Genomic DNA, 15,659 nt, shown 5'->3' on the forward strand with positions numbered 1-15,659 from the left:
CGACAGCGGCGTCACGCTGACGGTCCGCGAACATCCCGGCTCCACAGTGGTGCGCACCGCTCAGGGTCTGCTGTATCTCGACCATCGACGGCTCGAGGTGCGCGAGAATTCCCGCGCCCGTACCGCCTCCGGACGGTCGTGATGCACGCCAAATCCATCGATCCGCTGGCCTTGGACAGCTACCAGCGCGCCGCGCGGGTCCTGCTGGCCAATCATCTGGTGACGCGGACCTTCCCGGATCGCATTGCGCTGCCGCTGATTCGGCGCTGGGCAACCGAACTGCGCGAGGATATGGCCGAACTGCTCGGCTATCGGCTCGAGGTCACCGAGACCACGGCGCGGCTGTTCCCGATCGCGGACCGGCTCGACACCGGCCGGCCCGCCCGTACCCCCGCCGATCGCGTTTTCGACCGTCGCCGCTATGCGTATCTGTCGCTCGCTCTGGCCGCGCTCGGTCGCGCCGGTGACCAGATCACGTTGTCGGAGTTGGCCGATCAGGTCGCCGCCTACGCCGTGCGGGTGGAGGGGCTGGAACTGTCGACCGAACGCGCGGCCGACCGGGATGCGTTCGTGGACGCGGTGGCGTGGCTGGCCGCCCGCGGCGCGTTGTCCCTCGCCGACGGCGACGCCGGTGGCTGGGCGGCCGACCCGGAAGCGGGTGAGGCGCTCTACGACATCGACCGCTCGGTGGTGTTCGCGATCTTCCGGCCGCCGCGCGCATTGCAGCACCTGCACAGTGTGCGCACCCTGCTCGCCGACGACACCGATTCCGCCGCAACGACTTCCGTGCCGTCGCGGGCGGCGGCCGCGCGCCGGGTGCGGCGGGCGCTGATCGAACTGCCGGTCGTCTACACCGAAACCCTCGGTGCGGCCGAGCAATCCGCGCTGGGCAGCGAGAAGATCGTGTCCGAGGTCGAATTGCTGACCGGGCTGCGCGCCGAACGCCGCGGTGAGGGCGTGGCCCTGATCGACACCTCCGGCCGGTTCTCCGATGTGCGCTTCCCCAGCACCGGAACGCTCGCGCAGGTGGCGCTGCTGCTGATCGGCGAGATCGCCGACCGGGTCCTCGACATCGACGATCCGCTGCCGCGCCGGCCGCGACCGCCCGCCGCCACCGACATCGCCGACGGTCTCGATGCCGCCATCCCGGCGGCCACCGTTTTCGCGCCGCTGGTCACACTGCCGCAGGAACCCGTCGACGCGGAAGATCCGGCCGACGACGAGGAAGGTCCGGGGCCGATCACCCATCCGTTCGTCGACGACGAGTGGATTCGCGCGACGGTGCACGCGCTCACCGAGCGGTACGGTTCGACCTTCGCCGCCCAGTGGCAGGCCGACGTGGACGGGCTCACCACCGAGGTGGTCGGCCTGCTGGCCCGGTTGTCCCTCGTGGAGACGGTCGACGGCGGCATTCTGGCCCTGCCCGCGCTCGCCCGCTATCGGGGCGCGGTGGTCACCGTGCGCACGCGGGCCGAATCCGAATTGTTCGCCTCGGCACGATCGCTGGGCACGCACGCCACCGGGGAACCGGCGGCCGCGCCGGTCGGCGCGGCGGGATCCAGGACCTCAGGAAAGGGGACGGAGTAACCCATGGACCTCATTCACGGTGGTGTCCGCTTCATTCCCACCCGCGCCGGAATCGTCAATCTGTGGGATTACCGGGATCAGGAATTCTGCTTCGCGGACGGACGGCTGGTGCTGCGCGGGCCGAACGGCTCGGGTAAGACCAAGGCGCTGGAGGTGTTGTTCCCCTTCGTCTTCGACGGCCGCATCGAGCCGCGCCGGTTGAATCCGTTCGCCGGCGAAGAGCGCACGATGAAGTCGAATCTGCTGTACCGCAAACAGGATTCGGCCTATTCCTACGTCTGGATGGAATTCGCGCGCGGGCGCTGGTCGGAACCCGAGGTGGTGACCGTCGGCATCGGCATGCGCGCCACCCGGTCCTCGGACAAGGTGACGCGGTGGTATTTCGTCGCCGACGGCCGGGTGGGCGTGGACTTCTCGCTGATCGGTCCCGACGACCGGCCCTTCACCCGCAAACAACTGGCCGAGCAGATCGGCACCGACGCGATCGTGGACCGTCCCGTCGACTATCGCGCCGCGATCGACGCGCGCATGTTCGGTCTGGGTGTGCAGCGCTACGACCAGCTGATCAATCTGATTCTGACCCTGCGCCGCCCGCAGCTGGCCAAGAACCTGGATCCGCGCGGACTGTCGCAGGCGCTCACCGACGGTCTGCGCCCGCTCGACGATCAGCTGATCCTCGACGCCGCCCGCTCGTTCAGCGATATGGAGGAGGTCGGCCGCACCCTCGAGGGGTTGGTCGCCGCCGATTCCGCTACTCGCACCTTCGTCGACGTCTACCGCAAATACCTTGCGGTGCAGGCGAAGTCGGATGTGGATCAGGTGCGCTCCCGGTTGGACGCGGTGACCCACGGCAGCACCGCGCTGTTCGCGGCCGCGGCACTGCGGCAGCGTCGCGAGAGCGAGCGCACCGCGGCCGAGCATCGCGGCGACGAGGCCGATCGCGCCTACGAGCAGGCCCTCACCGATCGGGAGACGCTGCAGCGTTCCAGCGCCTACGAGGGTAAGCAGCAACTCGACGATCTGGCCGATGCGGTGCGGCGGCTGGAGACCTCGGCGGCGGTCCACCGGGACAAGGCGACCAAGGCTCAGCAGGCGGCCGACCAGCGCGGCGACGAATACGAACGCGCCACCGCCGCGGTCGCCACCGCCGCCGCGGCCCTGGCCCGCGGTGAGGACGAACTGCGCGCGGCGGCCGAGGAAGCCGGAATCGCCTGGGCCGCGCTGCCGGAACAGGCCCGCGCCGAACAGCTCACCACCACCGTGCGCAGCCACGCCGAGGAACGCGACGCCGATGTGCGCGCGGTGCGCCAGGCGATGACGGTGGCCGATGCCGCCGCGGCCGACCGCACCCGCGCGGAACGAACCGTCGAACGCGCGGGCCGCCACCGCGACACCGCCACCGCCGAACTGGCCGAGGCGGAGGCCGCGGTGGCGCTGGCGCGCGCGAATACCGCTGCCTCCCTCCGTAATTGGTGGGACACCCACCGCGAACTGTTCTCCCCCGTGGCCGCCGGACTGTTCGAGGCACTCGACGCCGCCCTCGCCGAGGCCGGCGGTGACGATGCGCCGCCGCTGCCGCAGGTGCTGGCCGAGCACAGTGACTCGCTCACCGAAACGTTGCGGGACCGCCTCCGCCAGGCCCGGGCGGCCGCAGATCAGGCGCGCGATCGCGCCGCGGCGCTGCGTGCTGAACAGCAGCGGGTCGCGGCCGAACAGGACGACGCACCCCCGGCACCGCAGAGCCGCACCGATTCCCGGGCCACACGTGCCGGTGCGCCGCTGTGGCGGCTGGTGCGCTTCGCCGACGACGTCGACGCCGAGCGCGCCGCCGGGATCGAGGCCGCGCTGCAGGCCGCGGGTTTGCTCGACGCCTGGGTCGCAGCGAATGACGAAGTACCGCAGGCTGATTCGGACATCTACCTGACCTCGCTCCCACCCACCGCCCGGCCCGGCGGTCCCACCCTCGCGCAGGTACTGGTCGTCGAGGACGGTGTCGGCGACGATTCCGATTCGCCGATCGCCGCGGTCTCGCGCACCCATCTCGCCGACATCCTGGCCTCGATCGCCCTGAGCGACAGCGCCTCCCCCGCGTCGGAGAACCTGGTCGCCGTCGGCGGCGACGGTGGTTTCCGGCAGGGCGTGCAGCTCGGCCGCCACCACAAGTCGCAGGCGGAATTCATCGGCGCCACCGCCCGGGCCCGGCGCCGGGAGCGGCGCCTGGCCGAGCTGGCCGAGGAGATCGCCGCCGCCGAACAGGCCGAGCAGAGCGCCCGCGCGGACGCCGACGAGGCCTCCGGCGAGTTGGCGCGGCTGGCGGCCGCCGCGAAGGAATTGCCGCGCAGCGGTGCGGTGATCGCGGCGCTGCGGTCGGTGTCGGAGGCGGCGGGTGTGCTGCGCTCGCATACCGAAGCGGCGGCGCAGGCCGAGCGCGATCTGGACCAAGCCGTCTCGGCGTTCACCGCGGCCGACAAGAAGGTGCGCGCGGTCGCCGCGGCCCGCAACGCACCTCGCGACCCCGCGGAACTGGACGCGCTCGCCGCGGCGGTCCGTCATTTCGAGAACACCGGCACCGCGCTGCTGCGGCTGCGCGGCGACCAGCAGCGCGAGGCCGAACGCGCCCGGGAGGCGAACGACCGGCTCGCCGAATCCCGGGATCTTGCCGAGGCTTTCGCCGAGGAGGCAGAGGCGGCCCGAGCCGGGTACGAGGAGCAGTTGCGCAAACTCGAGACGCTGCGCGAGGCGTTGGGCGCCGACGCCGCCGATATCGACCGCGAACTCGAGCAGGCCCGTGAGCGCATCGACGCCGCCCGCGCCGAACAGCGCGCCGCCCGCAAGGCCGCCGCCGAGGCGATCGAAGCGGTCGGATCCGCCGAGGGCGCCTATCGCGCCGCGCACGAGTCCCTCGGCACGGCGTTGACCGAATTGCTCACCGACGTCCGCCACCTCGCGCCCTACGCGCGGCCCGATCTGCTCTCGCTGCTGGGCGCGCCCACCGAGAGCCGGTGGCCGAGTTCACCGGCGGCCTGGTCGACCGCGGATCGGTTGCTGTATCGCATCGAATCCGGCGGGCCGGAGGGTGAGACCGCAGTCCTGCCCGTCGAGGTGCACGAGTTGTTCGACAACCTCTGCGCCGCCACCGCTTCCGTGCGCGCGGGCGAGTCCGCCCGCAAGTCGACCCGCAGCGCGGTGACCGCGGCACTGCAGGAATTCGACGCCGCACTGGCCTCCGCGCGCCAGGACTACCGTCTGCAGTGGGATGCCGCCGACGGCCTGACCGTGGTGCAGGTGCACGACGACAACGGGATGGCGGCGCTGGCCGATTTCGCCGACCGCATCGCCGCGGCCCGCGCCGATCAGGAACTGCTGCTCACCGATGCCGAACGACGCATTCTCGAGGACGCGCTGCTGACCGGCCTCGCACAGCAGATCCACGAACGCACCTGCGACGCCCGCGATCTCATCGCCCGGATGGGCGCGGAGATGAAGCAGCGGCGCATGTCCTCCGGGAACACCATCGGCGTGCACTGGGTGCTGGCGGACAACCTGTCGGAGTCGGCGCGCGCGGTGTGCAAACTGCTCGACCGGGCCGCCGCCGACTTGGGCCCCGGCGAATTGGCCACGGTGCGTGCGCATTTCGCCGCCGAGATCCGCGCGGCGCGGGCGGCGCATCCGGAACGGTCCTATCCGGAGATCCTGGCCACCACCCTGGACTACCGCACCTGGCGGGTGTTCTCGTTCACCCTGGTGACCGCCGACGGCTCCGAGGATCGGCTCACCGTGGCGCGACACAGCGCGCTCTCGGGTGGCGAACAGTCGGTGTCGCTGCATCTTCCGCTGTTCGCGGCCGCCCACGTGATGCTGGATTCGGCCGATCCGCAGGCGCCGCGACTGCTCGCGCTGGACGAGGCGTTCGCCGGCGTCGACGACAACGGTCGCAGCGAATTGCTCGGCCTCTCGGTCGATTTCGATCTGGACCTGTTCATGACCGGCTACGACCTGTGGATCACCTACGATCACGTGCCCGCGTGCGCGCACTACGATCTCGCGCATTCGGCGGCCGAGAACACCGTCAGCGCCACGCTGCTGGTGTGGGATTCCTCGGCGCTGCTCGCCGAACACGACGGCTCCGATCTGACCACCGCCCTGGGCTCCCCGAACCGGCGCCGCACTCCACACACCGTCGAGGGCGGCATCACCTTCGACGAGGCACTGGAACCCACCAGCTGAGCGTAAACCGTTGCGCGCCGGGAATATTCGCCCCGGCACGCCTCACCGGTCGCCGAAGGTGACCGAGAGTGAATCCCGGTCGCCGGGTGCGACCACGACGGTGAGCGGCGGATCGGGAATCGGCCGGTCGGAGGCGGCGTAGCCGACCCAGCCGGTGCCGACGAAGACCGCGATGAGCAGTGCGGTGGGCAGTTCCGGCAACAGCCATCCGCACGGTATCGAGGCCAGACCGGTCTCGGGGATCAGCTGGACCGTGGGTATCTCCGGTCCGGTCTCGCTGTGCACCGCATTGCCACGTATCGCACCGCTCCGCCGTACCGGAACCCGCCCTCGCACCCGAACCTCCATCGCTTCGAGCGTCCCGGCCCGTCTGCCGGGAAACCGCCAGACATTTACAGTGCCCCATCCGCGAGTGCGCCACACCGGTATTGGACAGGACAATCGGCGTGTCTCCGAAAGTTTGCTGAATACCGGTTGGTAGCTATCCGATTCGCGAGTTTCGCGCTATCGGTGCGGACGGACGCCGGCGTCGGGCCACCGGGGCGGGCAGGCGCCGCCCGGAAAGGTCTGCAACTCGAAGTGCCACCACTCGTTGTCGAACGTCCGACAGAGCCCCCACCGATTTCCGTTGTCCTGCAGCCACTGTGCGCCCCGCTGCGGGCCGACGTCGATCGCCTTACCGGTCACGTGCGTGGATTCGTCCGGCGGCAGCACCCACCGCCGCGCGGCGTCGGGGCCGCCGTAGGTGGCGATGCCCTGCTCCCACAGCTGTTCCTGCTCCTCGCGGGTGCGGTGACCGGACACGATCTCGAGCGGCACGCCCTCCTGATGGGCCTGGCGTTCGGCCATCGTGTAGGCGGCGGCCAGCAGCGGATCCAGCCCTTCGGTGCCGGCGGCGAATGCGGTGTGGGTGGGTTCGGCCAGACCCGGTCCCGCGGCCCCGGCCAGAGCCACACCGACCACCACGGCTGTACCAGCAAGTCCTCGCAGCATGAAAACGATCGTAACCAGCGCCGATCCGCATACCGCGCAACCGGGTCCCGGCCCACCGTCGCGACCGCGAGCCGCCTGGCACACCCACCGCCTGACATTCCGGGCGGCTGCGTCGTCGTAGAGGGCGTACCAGTTTTCAGCCATCCAGGAGTTCCGGAAATGACCAGAATCGGCATCATCCTCGGCAGTACCCGCCCCAACCGCAACGGTGCGCAGGTTGCGCAGTGGGTTCTGGACTCGGCAGCGCGTCGCGGCGATGCCGAGTTCGAACTGATCGATCTGCGCGACCACCCGCTACCGCATCTGGACGAGCCGGTGCCGCCGATGTTCGGCCCCTCGGTGCATGCGCACACCCGGGCCTGGGCCGAGCGGATTGCCCAGTTCGACGGTTTCGTGCTGGTGACGCCCGAATACAACGGGGGTATGCCTGGGGTGCTGAAGAACGCCCTCGATCATGTGTTCGCGGAGTGGGTCGACAAGTCGGTCGGATTCGTCTCCTACGGCGCGAACGGCGGCGCCCGCGCGGTCGTGCAGCTGCGGGCGGTCTGCAGCTCGCTGGGCATGGCCGATGTGGGCTATCAGGTATCGATCTCGGTGCTCACCGATTTCGAGAACCACACCACGTTCACCCCGCGTGACCATCATGGCGCCGCGTTGGACAAGACACTGGACCAAGTCATCGCGTGGAGCACCGCGCTCGCCCCGCTGCGGGCCGGCGCCGAAACCACTCTCGCCAATTCCTGAGGAGCCGAACATGACCGTATCCAACGACTTTCAGTCGGGCGCCGACCGCGTCGCGGCCGACGAAGCCGAGATCCGCCGGCAGATCGGCCGGGTGATCGACGGACTGCGCGCCAAGGACCTCGAGGCGGTGCGCCGGGCGTACGCGACCGACGTGGTGTCCTTCGATGTCGAGCCGCCGCTCCAGCACGTCGGTATCGCGGCCAAACTCGACAACTGGGCCAAGGTGTTCCTGTTCTTCGACGACGTGAACTACGAGATTCGCGACCTGACGTTCACCGTGGGCGAGGACGTGGCATTCGGGCACGGGTTCGCGCGACTGCACGGCACGATGAAGAACGGGGTGGCCAACAGCGGTATGTGGGTCCGCGTCACCTATGGAATGCGAAAGATCGACGGCATCTGGCTGATCGCGCACGACCAGGTGTCGGTACCGTTCGACATCGCCGGCGGCGCAGGCGTCGTCGATCTCGAACCCTGACAGGTCTTGCGCGGTGTCAGTCGGATGAGACGGCCTCCTCGTAGGCGCGCAGTGTCGTGATGACCAGGGCCCGCTGCTCCGCGGTCAGCGGGCCCAGCGCGGCACGCCACCCCCGATCCGCGCCACCGAGCCAGTCCGCCACCGCCGTGCGGTGCGCGTCGGCGATCGCGACGAGGGTGCGTCGCCGGTCGTTGTCGTCGGTGCGGCGTTCCAGGACGCCTTGCCGGCTCAGGTCGCCGATCATCAGGCTCACGGTGGTCGGCGCCACCTCCAGTCGTCTCGCCAGTTCGTTGACCGTGAGCGGCCCGTCGAACAGCACGTACGTCAACAACGACAGATGGCGCGGTGCCAGATCGAACGATCGCAGTGCCTCGGGCACCGGCAGGCGTTTCGCCCGGCCGACCAGTCGCGGCATGAGCAACACCATCGCCCGGACGCCCTCGTCCAGGGACAGCCCCTCGTGCTCCGTTGACATACTTCTCTCCCTCAAATACCTTTGCTTTCAAAGCTAAATTGCCGAACAGGCCCATCGTCCCACGTCGACACGCTGTCACTCCCTTTCCCGTAGGAGAAACGATGACCGAGCCCGCCGCCCGCCTCCGCGCACTGACCATCGGATTGCATCCACGAGCGCTGGACTACAGTCGTTTTCCCGATCTGGACGAGGAACAACTCACAGCCAGGGTCGAGGCCGCCAACGCCGCGCTGCGGGACACCGAATTCGACATCACACCGTGCCTGGTGTCCGCCTCGCCCGACGAGGCCGAGAACGACCTGCGCGCGGTGCTGGCGAACCGATCGTTCGACCTCGTCATGGTGGGCGGTGCGGTGCGAGCCGTCCCCGAGCACACCCTGTTGTTCGAACGCGTCGTCAATCTCGTCGCCGCGGCAGCGCCGGGAATCCGGTTCTGTTTCAACACCTCACCCGAAACCACGCTCGACGCCCTCCGCAGAGCGGCCGCATTCGCCTGAATCCGCGAGACCGCGGTGTCCGTCACAGACAGTCGTAGACGGCGGCGACCAGGTCGTAGGCGCGTCGGTCACCGGCGAGCCAGTCGCGGCGCAGATTCGGCACGAAGGCGATCGCGACCCGATTGTCGACATCGCCCATGCCGATCGAGCCGCCCGCGCCGGGATGCCCGAACGCGGTGGGTGCCGCGGTATCCGGCAGCACGAAATTCTGCGACGGCAGCATGTATCCCCAGCCCAAGGCCGTCTCGAGTTGCAGCACCGTGTCCACCCCGCGCACCCGCTCTCGTGTGGCCTCCGCGAGGACCGCCCGCGGTAGCAGCGTTCCCGCGACGAGGTCGCGATAGAAGCCGGCGAGAGCACGAGCCGTGACGACCAGACCGGACGCCGGCCATCCGCCCGCCAGGACCTCCGAATTGTTGTATGCGGCAGCAGGATTGGACGAGGAGCGCATCAGCAGCGAATCCGGATCGCGATACGCCTCCGCCAACCGGGCCGCCGCGGCCGCATCGATGGGCCCGCTGTCGTCCGTCCACACCATCTCGGTAGCGGGCGGGCGGGCCAGGCGCGCCGCCTGCGCGGCCTCGTCGGCGGAGATACCGATGCGCAGATCCGCGCCGAAGTGGCCGCGCACATATTCGGCGACCGTCGACTGCGTGTGGCGGCGAACGAATTCGCCCACGAGCCACCCGAAAGTCAGTGCGTGATAACCGTGTTCGCCACCCGGCCGCCAGATCGGGCGCTGCGCCGCGAGCGTGCGCGCCATCAGTTCCGGATCGGCGGCTTCGGCCACCGTGATCGGCCGCTCGAAGACGGGCAGCCCGGCCCGATGGGTCAGCATGTCGGTGAGTGTCGTGGATTCCTTGCCGGCGACGGCGTATTCGGGCCACCACCGCGCGACCGGCTCGTCCGGGTCGATGCCGACGTCCTGCGCGACGGCGAGGGCCGCCGTGGCGGTGAGCGCTTTCGTGCACGAGAAGACCACGCAGGCCGTGTCCTGCTCCCAGGATCGCCCGGTGCGTTCGTCCGCGACGCCGCCCCACAGGTCCACCACGGGACGTCCGTCCACACACACCGCCACCGAGGCGCCCAGATCACGCCCCTCGGCCAGGTTGGCCGCGAACACCTCCCGGACCGCCTCGAAGGCCGGATCCACCCATCCCCGCACGCCGGTCATGCCGAAATTAGAACACGTTACAGAGATTGCGGCCGGTGTTCGCCGCCGAACATCGGCGCGCCGGGCGAAATGCGCGGCGGCGTGTCGCCCCGCCCTGAGTCCGAATCACCCGATAGCGTGCGAAGCGGTCGTGTGCTCTGTCGACCCGACGACGAGGAGGCAGTCATGGCTCTTCCACTGACCGCGAACGCTCTGGTGCCGCTGGCCGCCGCGCTGGGAGCGAGCGCGCTGGTCGCAGTCGCCTCCCTGGCGCCGGGACGAACGCGACGAATCCCCGCCCAGGCCGACGAGGTGACCCGGCGGCGCATGGTGCGCCAAGGCGGCGTCGCACCCACCGGCCGGCACCGCGCGAAACGGTCCCGGTGGGCAACAGCCACATCGCCGTTTCGCTGACTGCCGGTGACCGAGCCCATCGCCGCACCGCATTCGTCACCCGCTGCCGCGTCCCCTCACGACGTTGTAGCACTACGGATCACGAATCGAGCCATTGTTCGATCGCACCGAGTTCGGCGGCGCGGAAAATCTCTTCCCCGCTTTCCCTGTCCAGCAGTGTCCATTCCGGTTGTGGGCGGACGCTGCGGAGGAGAACGTAGCCGGCGGTGTCGGCGCGCGCTGTGAGCTCGCGGCTTCGTTCCGGCACCGGATCTGCTTGCGCTGCCGAGGTATTCGTCTCGCGGTCACTCATCGTCTTCGCTCCTGACGGTGTTCCGGCGGGTGGAATCGGGCCGAATGCGACCGGCCGCGACCAGCGCGGCGAAGGCCTCGCGCTTGCGCGGGCAGTCGTGGTCGCGATGGATCTGCATCCAGTGATGGGCCTCGGCCGTGGTGAAGGGCCCGGCGGGCGGGGCACAGCTCCAGTCCGTGAGCCGCGCGATCGGCGGCCCTGGGTTCGCGCCGTCCCATCGATCGACGTGGCGCGTACGCGGAGGATCATCGCCGGGCCAGAAGCATCCGACCGCGAGCAGCACGACACCGCACCCCGACAGCACCGTGATGACGCTCGACAGGGCGTTCCATGTCCCCATCGGCTACCGGTCACGAAAGACGTTCGGGTGCATGTTATTTGCCAGTTCTGTCAACCCGGCGAGCACCTGCTGGAACGTCTCGATCGGCACGACGTTCTGACGTGACGAACCGGAAACGCCACTGCCCACCGGGAATTCGACGCCGCGCCGGTGCGCACGCTCGCGCGGACTCAACCGCGGCGGCTCGACCCGCCGGAAATGTACGAGCGTCCGGTAGGCCACCTGTTTCCACGCGCACTGGTCGATTCGGCAGGTCCGATGATGCTGCATCAGATCGTGAGCCAGTTCAATCTGCGACAGATCGCAGATACCCGGTAGCGCGAGGAGAGCATCCTCGTCGATCGGCGAGTACGGCACTGGTGGCATCTCCTTCGATGACGTTGGGCTGGTACGCAATTCACGACCCACACTCGCCGCGCCGGTACAACTCGGCTAACATGTGCGGTAGCCGTGGCACAGGTGGCGCACTCCACCTGTAGCCGCACTAGCGATTCGTCAGGTTCCTCTGTTTGCGCCGACCGCAGGAGCGGTCATGGCTTCGCGTCGGTCGTGGTCGCAGCACCAGAAGACCATCGACCGGCCTGGTCCGCGTGCGCGACATGAAATTTCGCCGGAAGTGCCGCAAAGCGCCAGGACGGATTACAGGAATCCAGAGGCACCATTTCACTTCGCAATGAAACAGAAAGGGGGCATTCGATGGCCGAACCCGGGGAACCGCTGTCCCTGCCGAAACGCCAGCTCGGCTACTACCTCCGGCAGGCCCGGGAGGAAACCGGCATGAGCCTGGCCGAGGCCGCGGCACATATCGGACGCTCGGCACCCACGTTGATGCGTATCGAGAAGGGGCTCACGCAGAAGCTGTCGGTTCCCGAGATCGAGGCATACTGCCGGTTGTACGAGTTCGATGAGGAGAAGATCGATGCGATGAAAGGTCTTGCCCAGCAGGCTGATACGAAGAACTGGTGGCACGAATACGACGACCTGATTCCTGCTGACTTCGACATATACGTGGGCTTGGAAACGGCCGCACAAGAGATCGCAACGTACCAGCCCGAACTGATCCCCGGCCTGCTTCAGACTCCTGACTATGCCCGGGCACTTCTGCGAAGTGCGTTGCCGGATGATCCGGACGAGGAGATCGAGCGGCGCGTACAACTCAAGATGCGACGACAACTACTCATCACTCGTAGGGTCCGGCCGGCCAGACTGGAGCTCATAATCCACGAGGCTGCGCTTTGGCGTGTCGTTGGTGGCGCCAAGGTGATGAGTTCCCAGGTGCGCTACTTGGCAGATATCGGTACGCGCGCGAATGTCGACGTTCGGATTCTTCCATTCACCGCCGGTGTCCCGATAGGCGAAGCGATCGGCCCATTTGTGATGCTGCGCTTCGGCCACGCCACACACAACGTCGTGTACGCGGAAACCTATACGGGCGACCTGTATTTGGAGAAACCCGCTAGCCTCCGTCGGTACGCTGGAGCATACGAGGTCATGCAGTCTGCCGCACTGGATGCGGCACGCAGCAGGATCACGTTACGGCAGATAGCGAAGGAGCATCTAGGGTGAGCGCTGATCTATCCGGTGCGAAGTGGTTCAAAAGCAGCCGAAGCGGGGCCACGAAGGAGTGCGTCGAAGTCGCGTTCCTCGACAGCATGGTCGGCGTTCGTGATTCGAAAGACCCAAGCGGTCCCGCCCTCGCTTTCACCCCCGGCGAGTGGGACGCCTTCACCGATACCCTGCGTACCGGTGAGTTCGACCGACCGCATCCGTAGTCGAGAAGGAGATCTGAAGTGAGCGTCGATCTGTCAGGAGCAACGTGGTTCAAAAGTAGTCGGAGCACTGCCACACGAGAGTGCGTCGAAGTCGCATTCCTCGAGGGTGGGGCAGTCGGCGTCCGCGACTCCAAGAACCCCGGTGGTCCAGCCCTAGTCTTCACCCCCGCTGAGTGGGACGCCTTCACCGGCACGATGCTGAACGGCGGGTTCTCCCAACCACGCGCGTAGTCGCCCGGCGCAGCGAGTCGGCCGGGCGGCTCGCAGTGGGTAATTCCGCACGATTGCTGTTCCAGAAACAGGCGAGACCGAAAAGTGCTGCGCCACAGTCCTGCCGACGCAGTGGGGCGGCCTGGCATCGGCACCGGATCTCGGCGCGCTCCAGGCCGATCCGGCGCCCAGCACCACCGGGTGTGCGCTCGCCCAGCACCACCGCGTGTGCGCTCGGCCAGTCGGCACGTAACGCTGCCCCAGCGCCGATGGAGGTGGGTGCAGCGCCGCATCTTCGTGTCGGCATTCGCGACTGCCGGTGTGAACGGTCCGCTAATCACCGGAGTCGGCTGATACACCGAAAGGTACTGGGCAAGAGGGCGTTTCACTACAGACGAGTAGATCCTCGCATCCGGCGGCCAGTGCGGCACGCAAGGTGTCGCGGACCGCGCCGAGTTCGGCCAGCTTGGCATCGACCTCCGCGAGCTTGGCCCGCGCACGGGTGCGCAATCCGGCGTCGGCGCGCCGATGATGGCCTGAGCCGGAGAGCAGGTCGGCAACCTCGTCGAGGCTGAATCCGAGCCGCTGGGCCGCCTTGATCACCCGCAGCACCGTCACCGCCTCCTCCGGATACAGGCGGTGCCCGCCGAGGGTGCGCTGCGGTTCGGCGAGCAGGCCGCGGCGTTCGTAGTAGCGCAGAGTCTGGGTGTTCACTCCGGCGGCGGCCGCGAGCTCGCTGGTGCGCAGAGCGCTCACCGCGCACCGCCGGTGGCGCGGGCAGCGATCGCGTCGAGCACCGCCGTATAGGCCGGTGGCACACCGATACTCAGCACCGTCCCTTGTTCAGTGGCGTCGAAGTCGAACACGAAGAACGAACAGCAGCCGGTCTCCCGCGCCGCGAGGTCCCGTGCGCGCGGCTCGGCGCCGGAGGCGAGGATCAGTTCGAGGCGGTGCGGATGCGGTCGACGGACAGCACGGACCGCATCAGCGAAGAACCGATCGAATTCGGCCACCCGGATCGGCTGCTCGACCGTGGGCAGGGTGCAGGCCGAGGGCACCCAGTCGTTCTGAACCGGCGAAATGGTCATGGATCGACGGTAAACCTGTACCCCGGTACCGGATGCAACCTCGAAATTCACCCGAGCGCTGATTCAGGTGCGCCGGCGGCTTCCAACAGTCGATCCCGGCGCTGGATGCACCGAGCCCCGACGGGCAGAATCGCTTGGTATGCAACGAGTTCCGTTCGATGTCGAAGCGTACGCGCGGCGAGTTCAATCGAGTTCGTGCTTCATCTGCGAGGTGGTCGCCGACCCGGGTAACGACGGGTGGCACGAGGTCGTCGCCGAGACCGAGGAGAACATCGCGTTCCTCGGCAAGTATCCGACGTCGCTGGGACATGTGCTGGTCGCCCCGAAATCCATTACGAGCATGTGGTCGGCGATTTCAGCGAGGATGCGTACCTTCGCTTGATGGCACTGGTGTATCGCGTGGCGGAAGCGGTGGAGGCCACGGTCGACGTCGAACGCACCTCTCTGCTGAGCCTGGGCAGTCAGCAGGGAAATTGGCGTAGCCTGCGGAAAACCACTTGGCGGGCCGTAGCGACCACTGCTACCTTTCCGGAAGCCGTGCAAGAGAACGAGGAGGTGGTACCCGTGAACGCAGTATCGACATGGGTGCTCCCCTCCGGGGTCACGGTCGGGCGATAGGTCGTCCGGGAGCGCCGCGCGAGAGCACTCCCGAAAGGCACGACCATGCACTTCACCTCCGAACAGCGTCTCGGTGACGACGTCCTCGAACGCGAATTCACCCTCGGCGAGATCCCCGGCATCCTGTGGACGCCTGTTTCCGCCCCCGCACCGACACCGCTGATCCTGCTCGGCCATCCCGGCGGACTGCGCAGGATGTATCCCCGGCTGGCGGGCCGGGCCCGGCATGCCGTGGCGGACGGCTACGCCGCGGCCACCATCGAACTCCCCGGCAGCGGTGAGCGGCCTCCGTCCCCCGCCGCCGAACAAGCCCGCGCCGACCTGCGCCGAGCCGTGCAGGCCGGCGTGCCGGTCGACGACGAGATCGTGGACCGGCTCATCCTTCCACTGGCCGACAAGGCGGTACCGGAATGGCGGGCCACCCTGGACGCGCTCCTGTCGCTGCCCGGGATCAGCGGCCCGGTCGGCTTCTCGGGAGGGGTGATCGGCATCGCGGTCCGGCTGGCTGCGGTCGAGCCGCGCATCGCGGCCGCCGTCCTGTTCGCCGGAAGTTACGTGCCCCGCAGCATGTTCGACGAGGCCCGGCAGGTCACCATTCCACTACTGGTCCTGCTGCAGTGGGACGACGAAGGAAACGACCGGCAGCAAGCCCTGGACCTGTTCGACGCCCTCGGCTCGAAGGAGAAGACGCTGCACGCCGAATATGGGCGGCCACACCGGCGTCCCGCAGTTCGAGGGAGACGACGGAAGTCGTTTCTTCGCACGGCATTT

Annotated in this window: 19 protein-coding genes and 1 pseudogene; 11 read left to right on the top strand and 9 right to left on the bottom strand. The window is 68.4% G+C overall.

Translation table 11 applies throughout. The annotated features are described in order from the left end of the window. Window positions 1–141 precede the first annotated feature (141 nt). Window positions 142–1,587, top strand: a complete 1,446-nt coding sequence (locus tag ON23_RS13035; RefSeq protein WP_083903904.1) for a TIGR02678 family protein — start codon at window positions 142–144, stop codon at window positions 1,585–1,587. Window positions 1,588–1,590: 3 nt separating this feature from the next. Then, window positions 1,591–5,814, top strand: a complete 4,224-nt coding sequence (locus ON23_RS13040; protein WP_039778408.1) for a TIGR02680 family protein — start codon at window positions 1,591–1,593, stop codon at window positions 5,812–5,814. A 42-nt stretch (window positions 5,815–5,856) separates the two neighbouring features. On the opposite strand, the gene ON23_RS13045 is transcribed toward ON23_RS13040, so the two are convergent. Then, a complete protein-coding gene (locus ON23_RS13045; protein ID WP_036501865.1) occupies window positions 5,857–6,099 on the bottom strand; it encodes a hypothetical protein in 243 nt (80 codons plus the stop codon). 219 nt (window positions 6,100–6,318) lie between these two features. Next, window positions 6,319–6,807: a M15 family metallopeptidase gene (locus ON23_RS13050; RefSeq protein ID WP_039778409.1), complete on the bottom strand. Its 489-nt coding sequence runs from the start codon at window positions 6,805–6,807 to the stop codon at window positions 6,319–6,321. Window positions 6,808–6,966: 159 nt separating this feature from the next. On the opposite strand from ON23_RS13050, the gene ON23_RS13055 reads away from it, so the two are divergent. Both ON23_RS13055 and ON23_RS13060 read left to right on the top strand, forming a co-directional pair. Further along, entirely contained in the window at window positions 6,967–7,551 is a 585-nt protein-coding gene (locus ON23_RS13055) for an NADPH-dependent FMN reductase (RefSeq protein WP_039778411.1), read from the top strand. Between the two features lie 10 nt (window positions 7,552–7,561). Further along, window positions 7,562–8,029 carry a YybH family protein gene (locus ON23_RS13060; protein WP_039778413.1) on the top strand — a complete coding sequence of 156 codons (468 nt, stop codon included), beginning with the start codon at window positions 7,562–7,564 and terminating at the stop codon, window positions 8,027–8,029. 16 nt (window positions 8,030–8,045) lie between these two features. On the opposite strand, the gene ON23_RS13065 is transcribed toward ON23_RS13060, so the two are convergent. Then, a complete protein-coding gene (locus tag ON23_RS13065) occupies window positions 8,046–8,504 on the bottom strand; it encodes a MarR family transcriptional regulator (protein WP_083903906.1) in 459 nt (152 codons plus the stop codon). Window positions 8,505–8,605: 101 nt separating this feature from the next. Between ON23_RS13065 and ON23_RS13070 the strand changes: the two genes are divergently transcribed. Beyond that, window positions 8,606–9,001, top strand: a complete 396-nt coding sequence (locus ON23_RS13070; protein ID WP_039778414.1) for a hypothetical protein — start codon at window positions 8,606–8,608, stop codon at window positions 8,999–9,001. Window positions 9,002–9,023: 22 nt separating this feature from the next. Here ON23_RS13070 and ON23_RS13075 read toward each other — a convergent pair whose 3' ends face one another. Beyond that, entirely contained in the window at window positions 9,024–10,175 is a 1,152-nt protein-coding gene (locus ON23_RS13075; RefSeq protein WP_039778415.1) for a serine hydrolase domain-containing protein, read from the bottom strand. Window positions 10,176–10,340: 165 nt separating this feature from the next. Between ON23_RS13075 and ON23_RS13080 the strand changes: the two genes are divergently transcribed. Further along, window positions 10,341–10,568 (top strand): hypothetical protein, encoded by a 228-nt coding sequence (locus tag ON23_RS13080; RefSeq protein ID WP_039778416.1) that lies wholly within the window; start codon window positions 10,341–10,343, stop codon window positions 10,566–10,568. A 79-nt stretch (window positions 10,569–10,647) separates the two neighbouring features. On the opposite strand, the gene ON23_RS13085 is transcribed toward ON23_RS13080, so the two are convergent. The 3 genes from ON23_RS13085 to ON23_RS13095 are packed head-to-tail and all read right to left on the bottom strand — an operon-like array spanning window position 10,648 to window position 11,557. Continuing rightward, window positions 10,648–10,860, bottom strand: coding sequence for a hypothetical protein (locus ON23_RS13085; protein WP_039778418.1), 213 nt, complete (start codon window positions 10,858–10,860; stop codon window positions 10,648–10,650). Then, the gene (locus ON23_RS13090) at window positions 10,853–11,200 is read right to left on the bottom strand and encodes a hypothetical protein (protein ID WP_039778419.1); all 348 of its coding nucleotides are present in this window, start codon (window positions 11,198–11,200) and stop codon (window positions 10,853–10,855) included. The genes ON23_RS13085 and ON23_RS13090 overlap by 8 nt, the downstream gene beginning before the upstream one ends. 3 nt (window positions 11,201–11,203) lie before the next feature. After that, window positions 11,204–11,557, bottom strand: a complete 354-nt coding sequence (locus tag ON23_RS13095) for a hypothetical protein (RefSeq protein WP_039778420.1) — start codon at window positions 11,555–11,557, stop codon at window positions 11,204–11,206. 339 nt (window positions 11,558–11,896) lie between these two features. Here ON23_RS13095 and ON23_RS13100 point away from each other — a divergent pair, with 339 nt between their 5' ends. Genes ON23_RS13100 through ON23_RS36840 form a run of 3 tightly spaced genes read left to right on the top strand, consistent with a single transcriptional unit; the run spans window position 11,897 to window position 13,203 of the window. Beyond that, a complete protein-coding gene (locus tag ON23_RS13100; protein WP_039778422.1) occupies window positions 11,897–12,766 on the top strand; it encodes a helix-turn-helix domain-containing protein in 870 nt (289 codons plus the stop codon). Then, entirely contained in the window at window positions 12,763–12,972 is a 210-nt protein-coding gene (locus ON23_RS13105) for a DUF397 domain-containing protein (protein WP_039778424.1), read from the top strand. The genes ON23_RS13100 and ON23_RS13105 overlap by 4 nt, the downstream gene beginning before the upstream one ends. A gap of 18 nt (window positions 12,973–12,990) precedes the next feature. Beyond that, window positions 12,991–13,203: a DUF397 domain-containing protein gene (locus tag ON23_RS36840; protein WP_083903907.1), complete on the top strand. Its 213-nt coding sequence runs from the start codon at window positions 12,991–12,993 to the stop codon at window positions 13,201–13,203. A 312-nt stretch (window positions 13,204–13,515) separates the two neighbouring features. Here ON23_RS36840 and ON23_RS13110 read toward each other — a convergent pair whose 3' ends face one another. Both ON23_RS13110 and ON23_RS13115 read right to left on the bottom strand, forming a co-directional pair. Further along, window positions 13,516–13,938: a MerR family transcriptional regulator gene (locus ON23_RS13110; protein WP_039778426.1), complete on the bottom strand. Its 423-nt coding sequence runs from the start codon at window positions 13,936–13,938 to the stop codon at window positions 13,516–13,518. Continuing rightward, window positions 13,935–14,270, bottom strand: coding sequence for a hypothetical protein (locus tag ON23_RS13115; protein WP_039778427.1), 336 nt, complete (start codon window positions 14,268–14,270; stop codon window positions 13,935–13,937). Before ON23_RS13115 ends, ON23_RS13110 begins: the two co-directional genes overlap by 4 nt. A 139-nt stretch (window positions 14,271–14,409) precedes the next feature. Between ON23_RS13115 and ON23_RS13120 the strand changes: the two genes are divergently transcribed. After that, window positions 14,410–14,652, top strand: a complete 243-nt coding sequence (locus tag ON23_RS13120) for an HIT family protein (protein ID WP_051042616.1) — start codon at window positions 14,410–14,412, stop codon at window positions 14,650–14,652. 281 nt (window positions 14,653–14,933) lie between these two features. Continuing rightward, window positions 14,934–15,659, top strand: a pseudogene (locus tag ON23_RS13125) (dienelactone hydrolase family protein); the annotation flags it as partial.

It is taken from the genome of Nocardia cerradoensis NBRC 101014 (genome assembly GCF_000308535.1).
Taxonomy (GTDB): Bacteria; Actinomycetota; Actinomycetes; order Mycobacteriales; family Mycobacteriaceae; genus Nocardia; species Nocardia cerradoensis.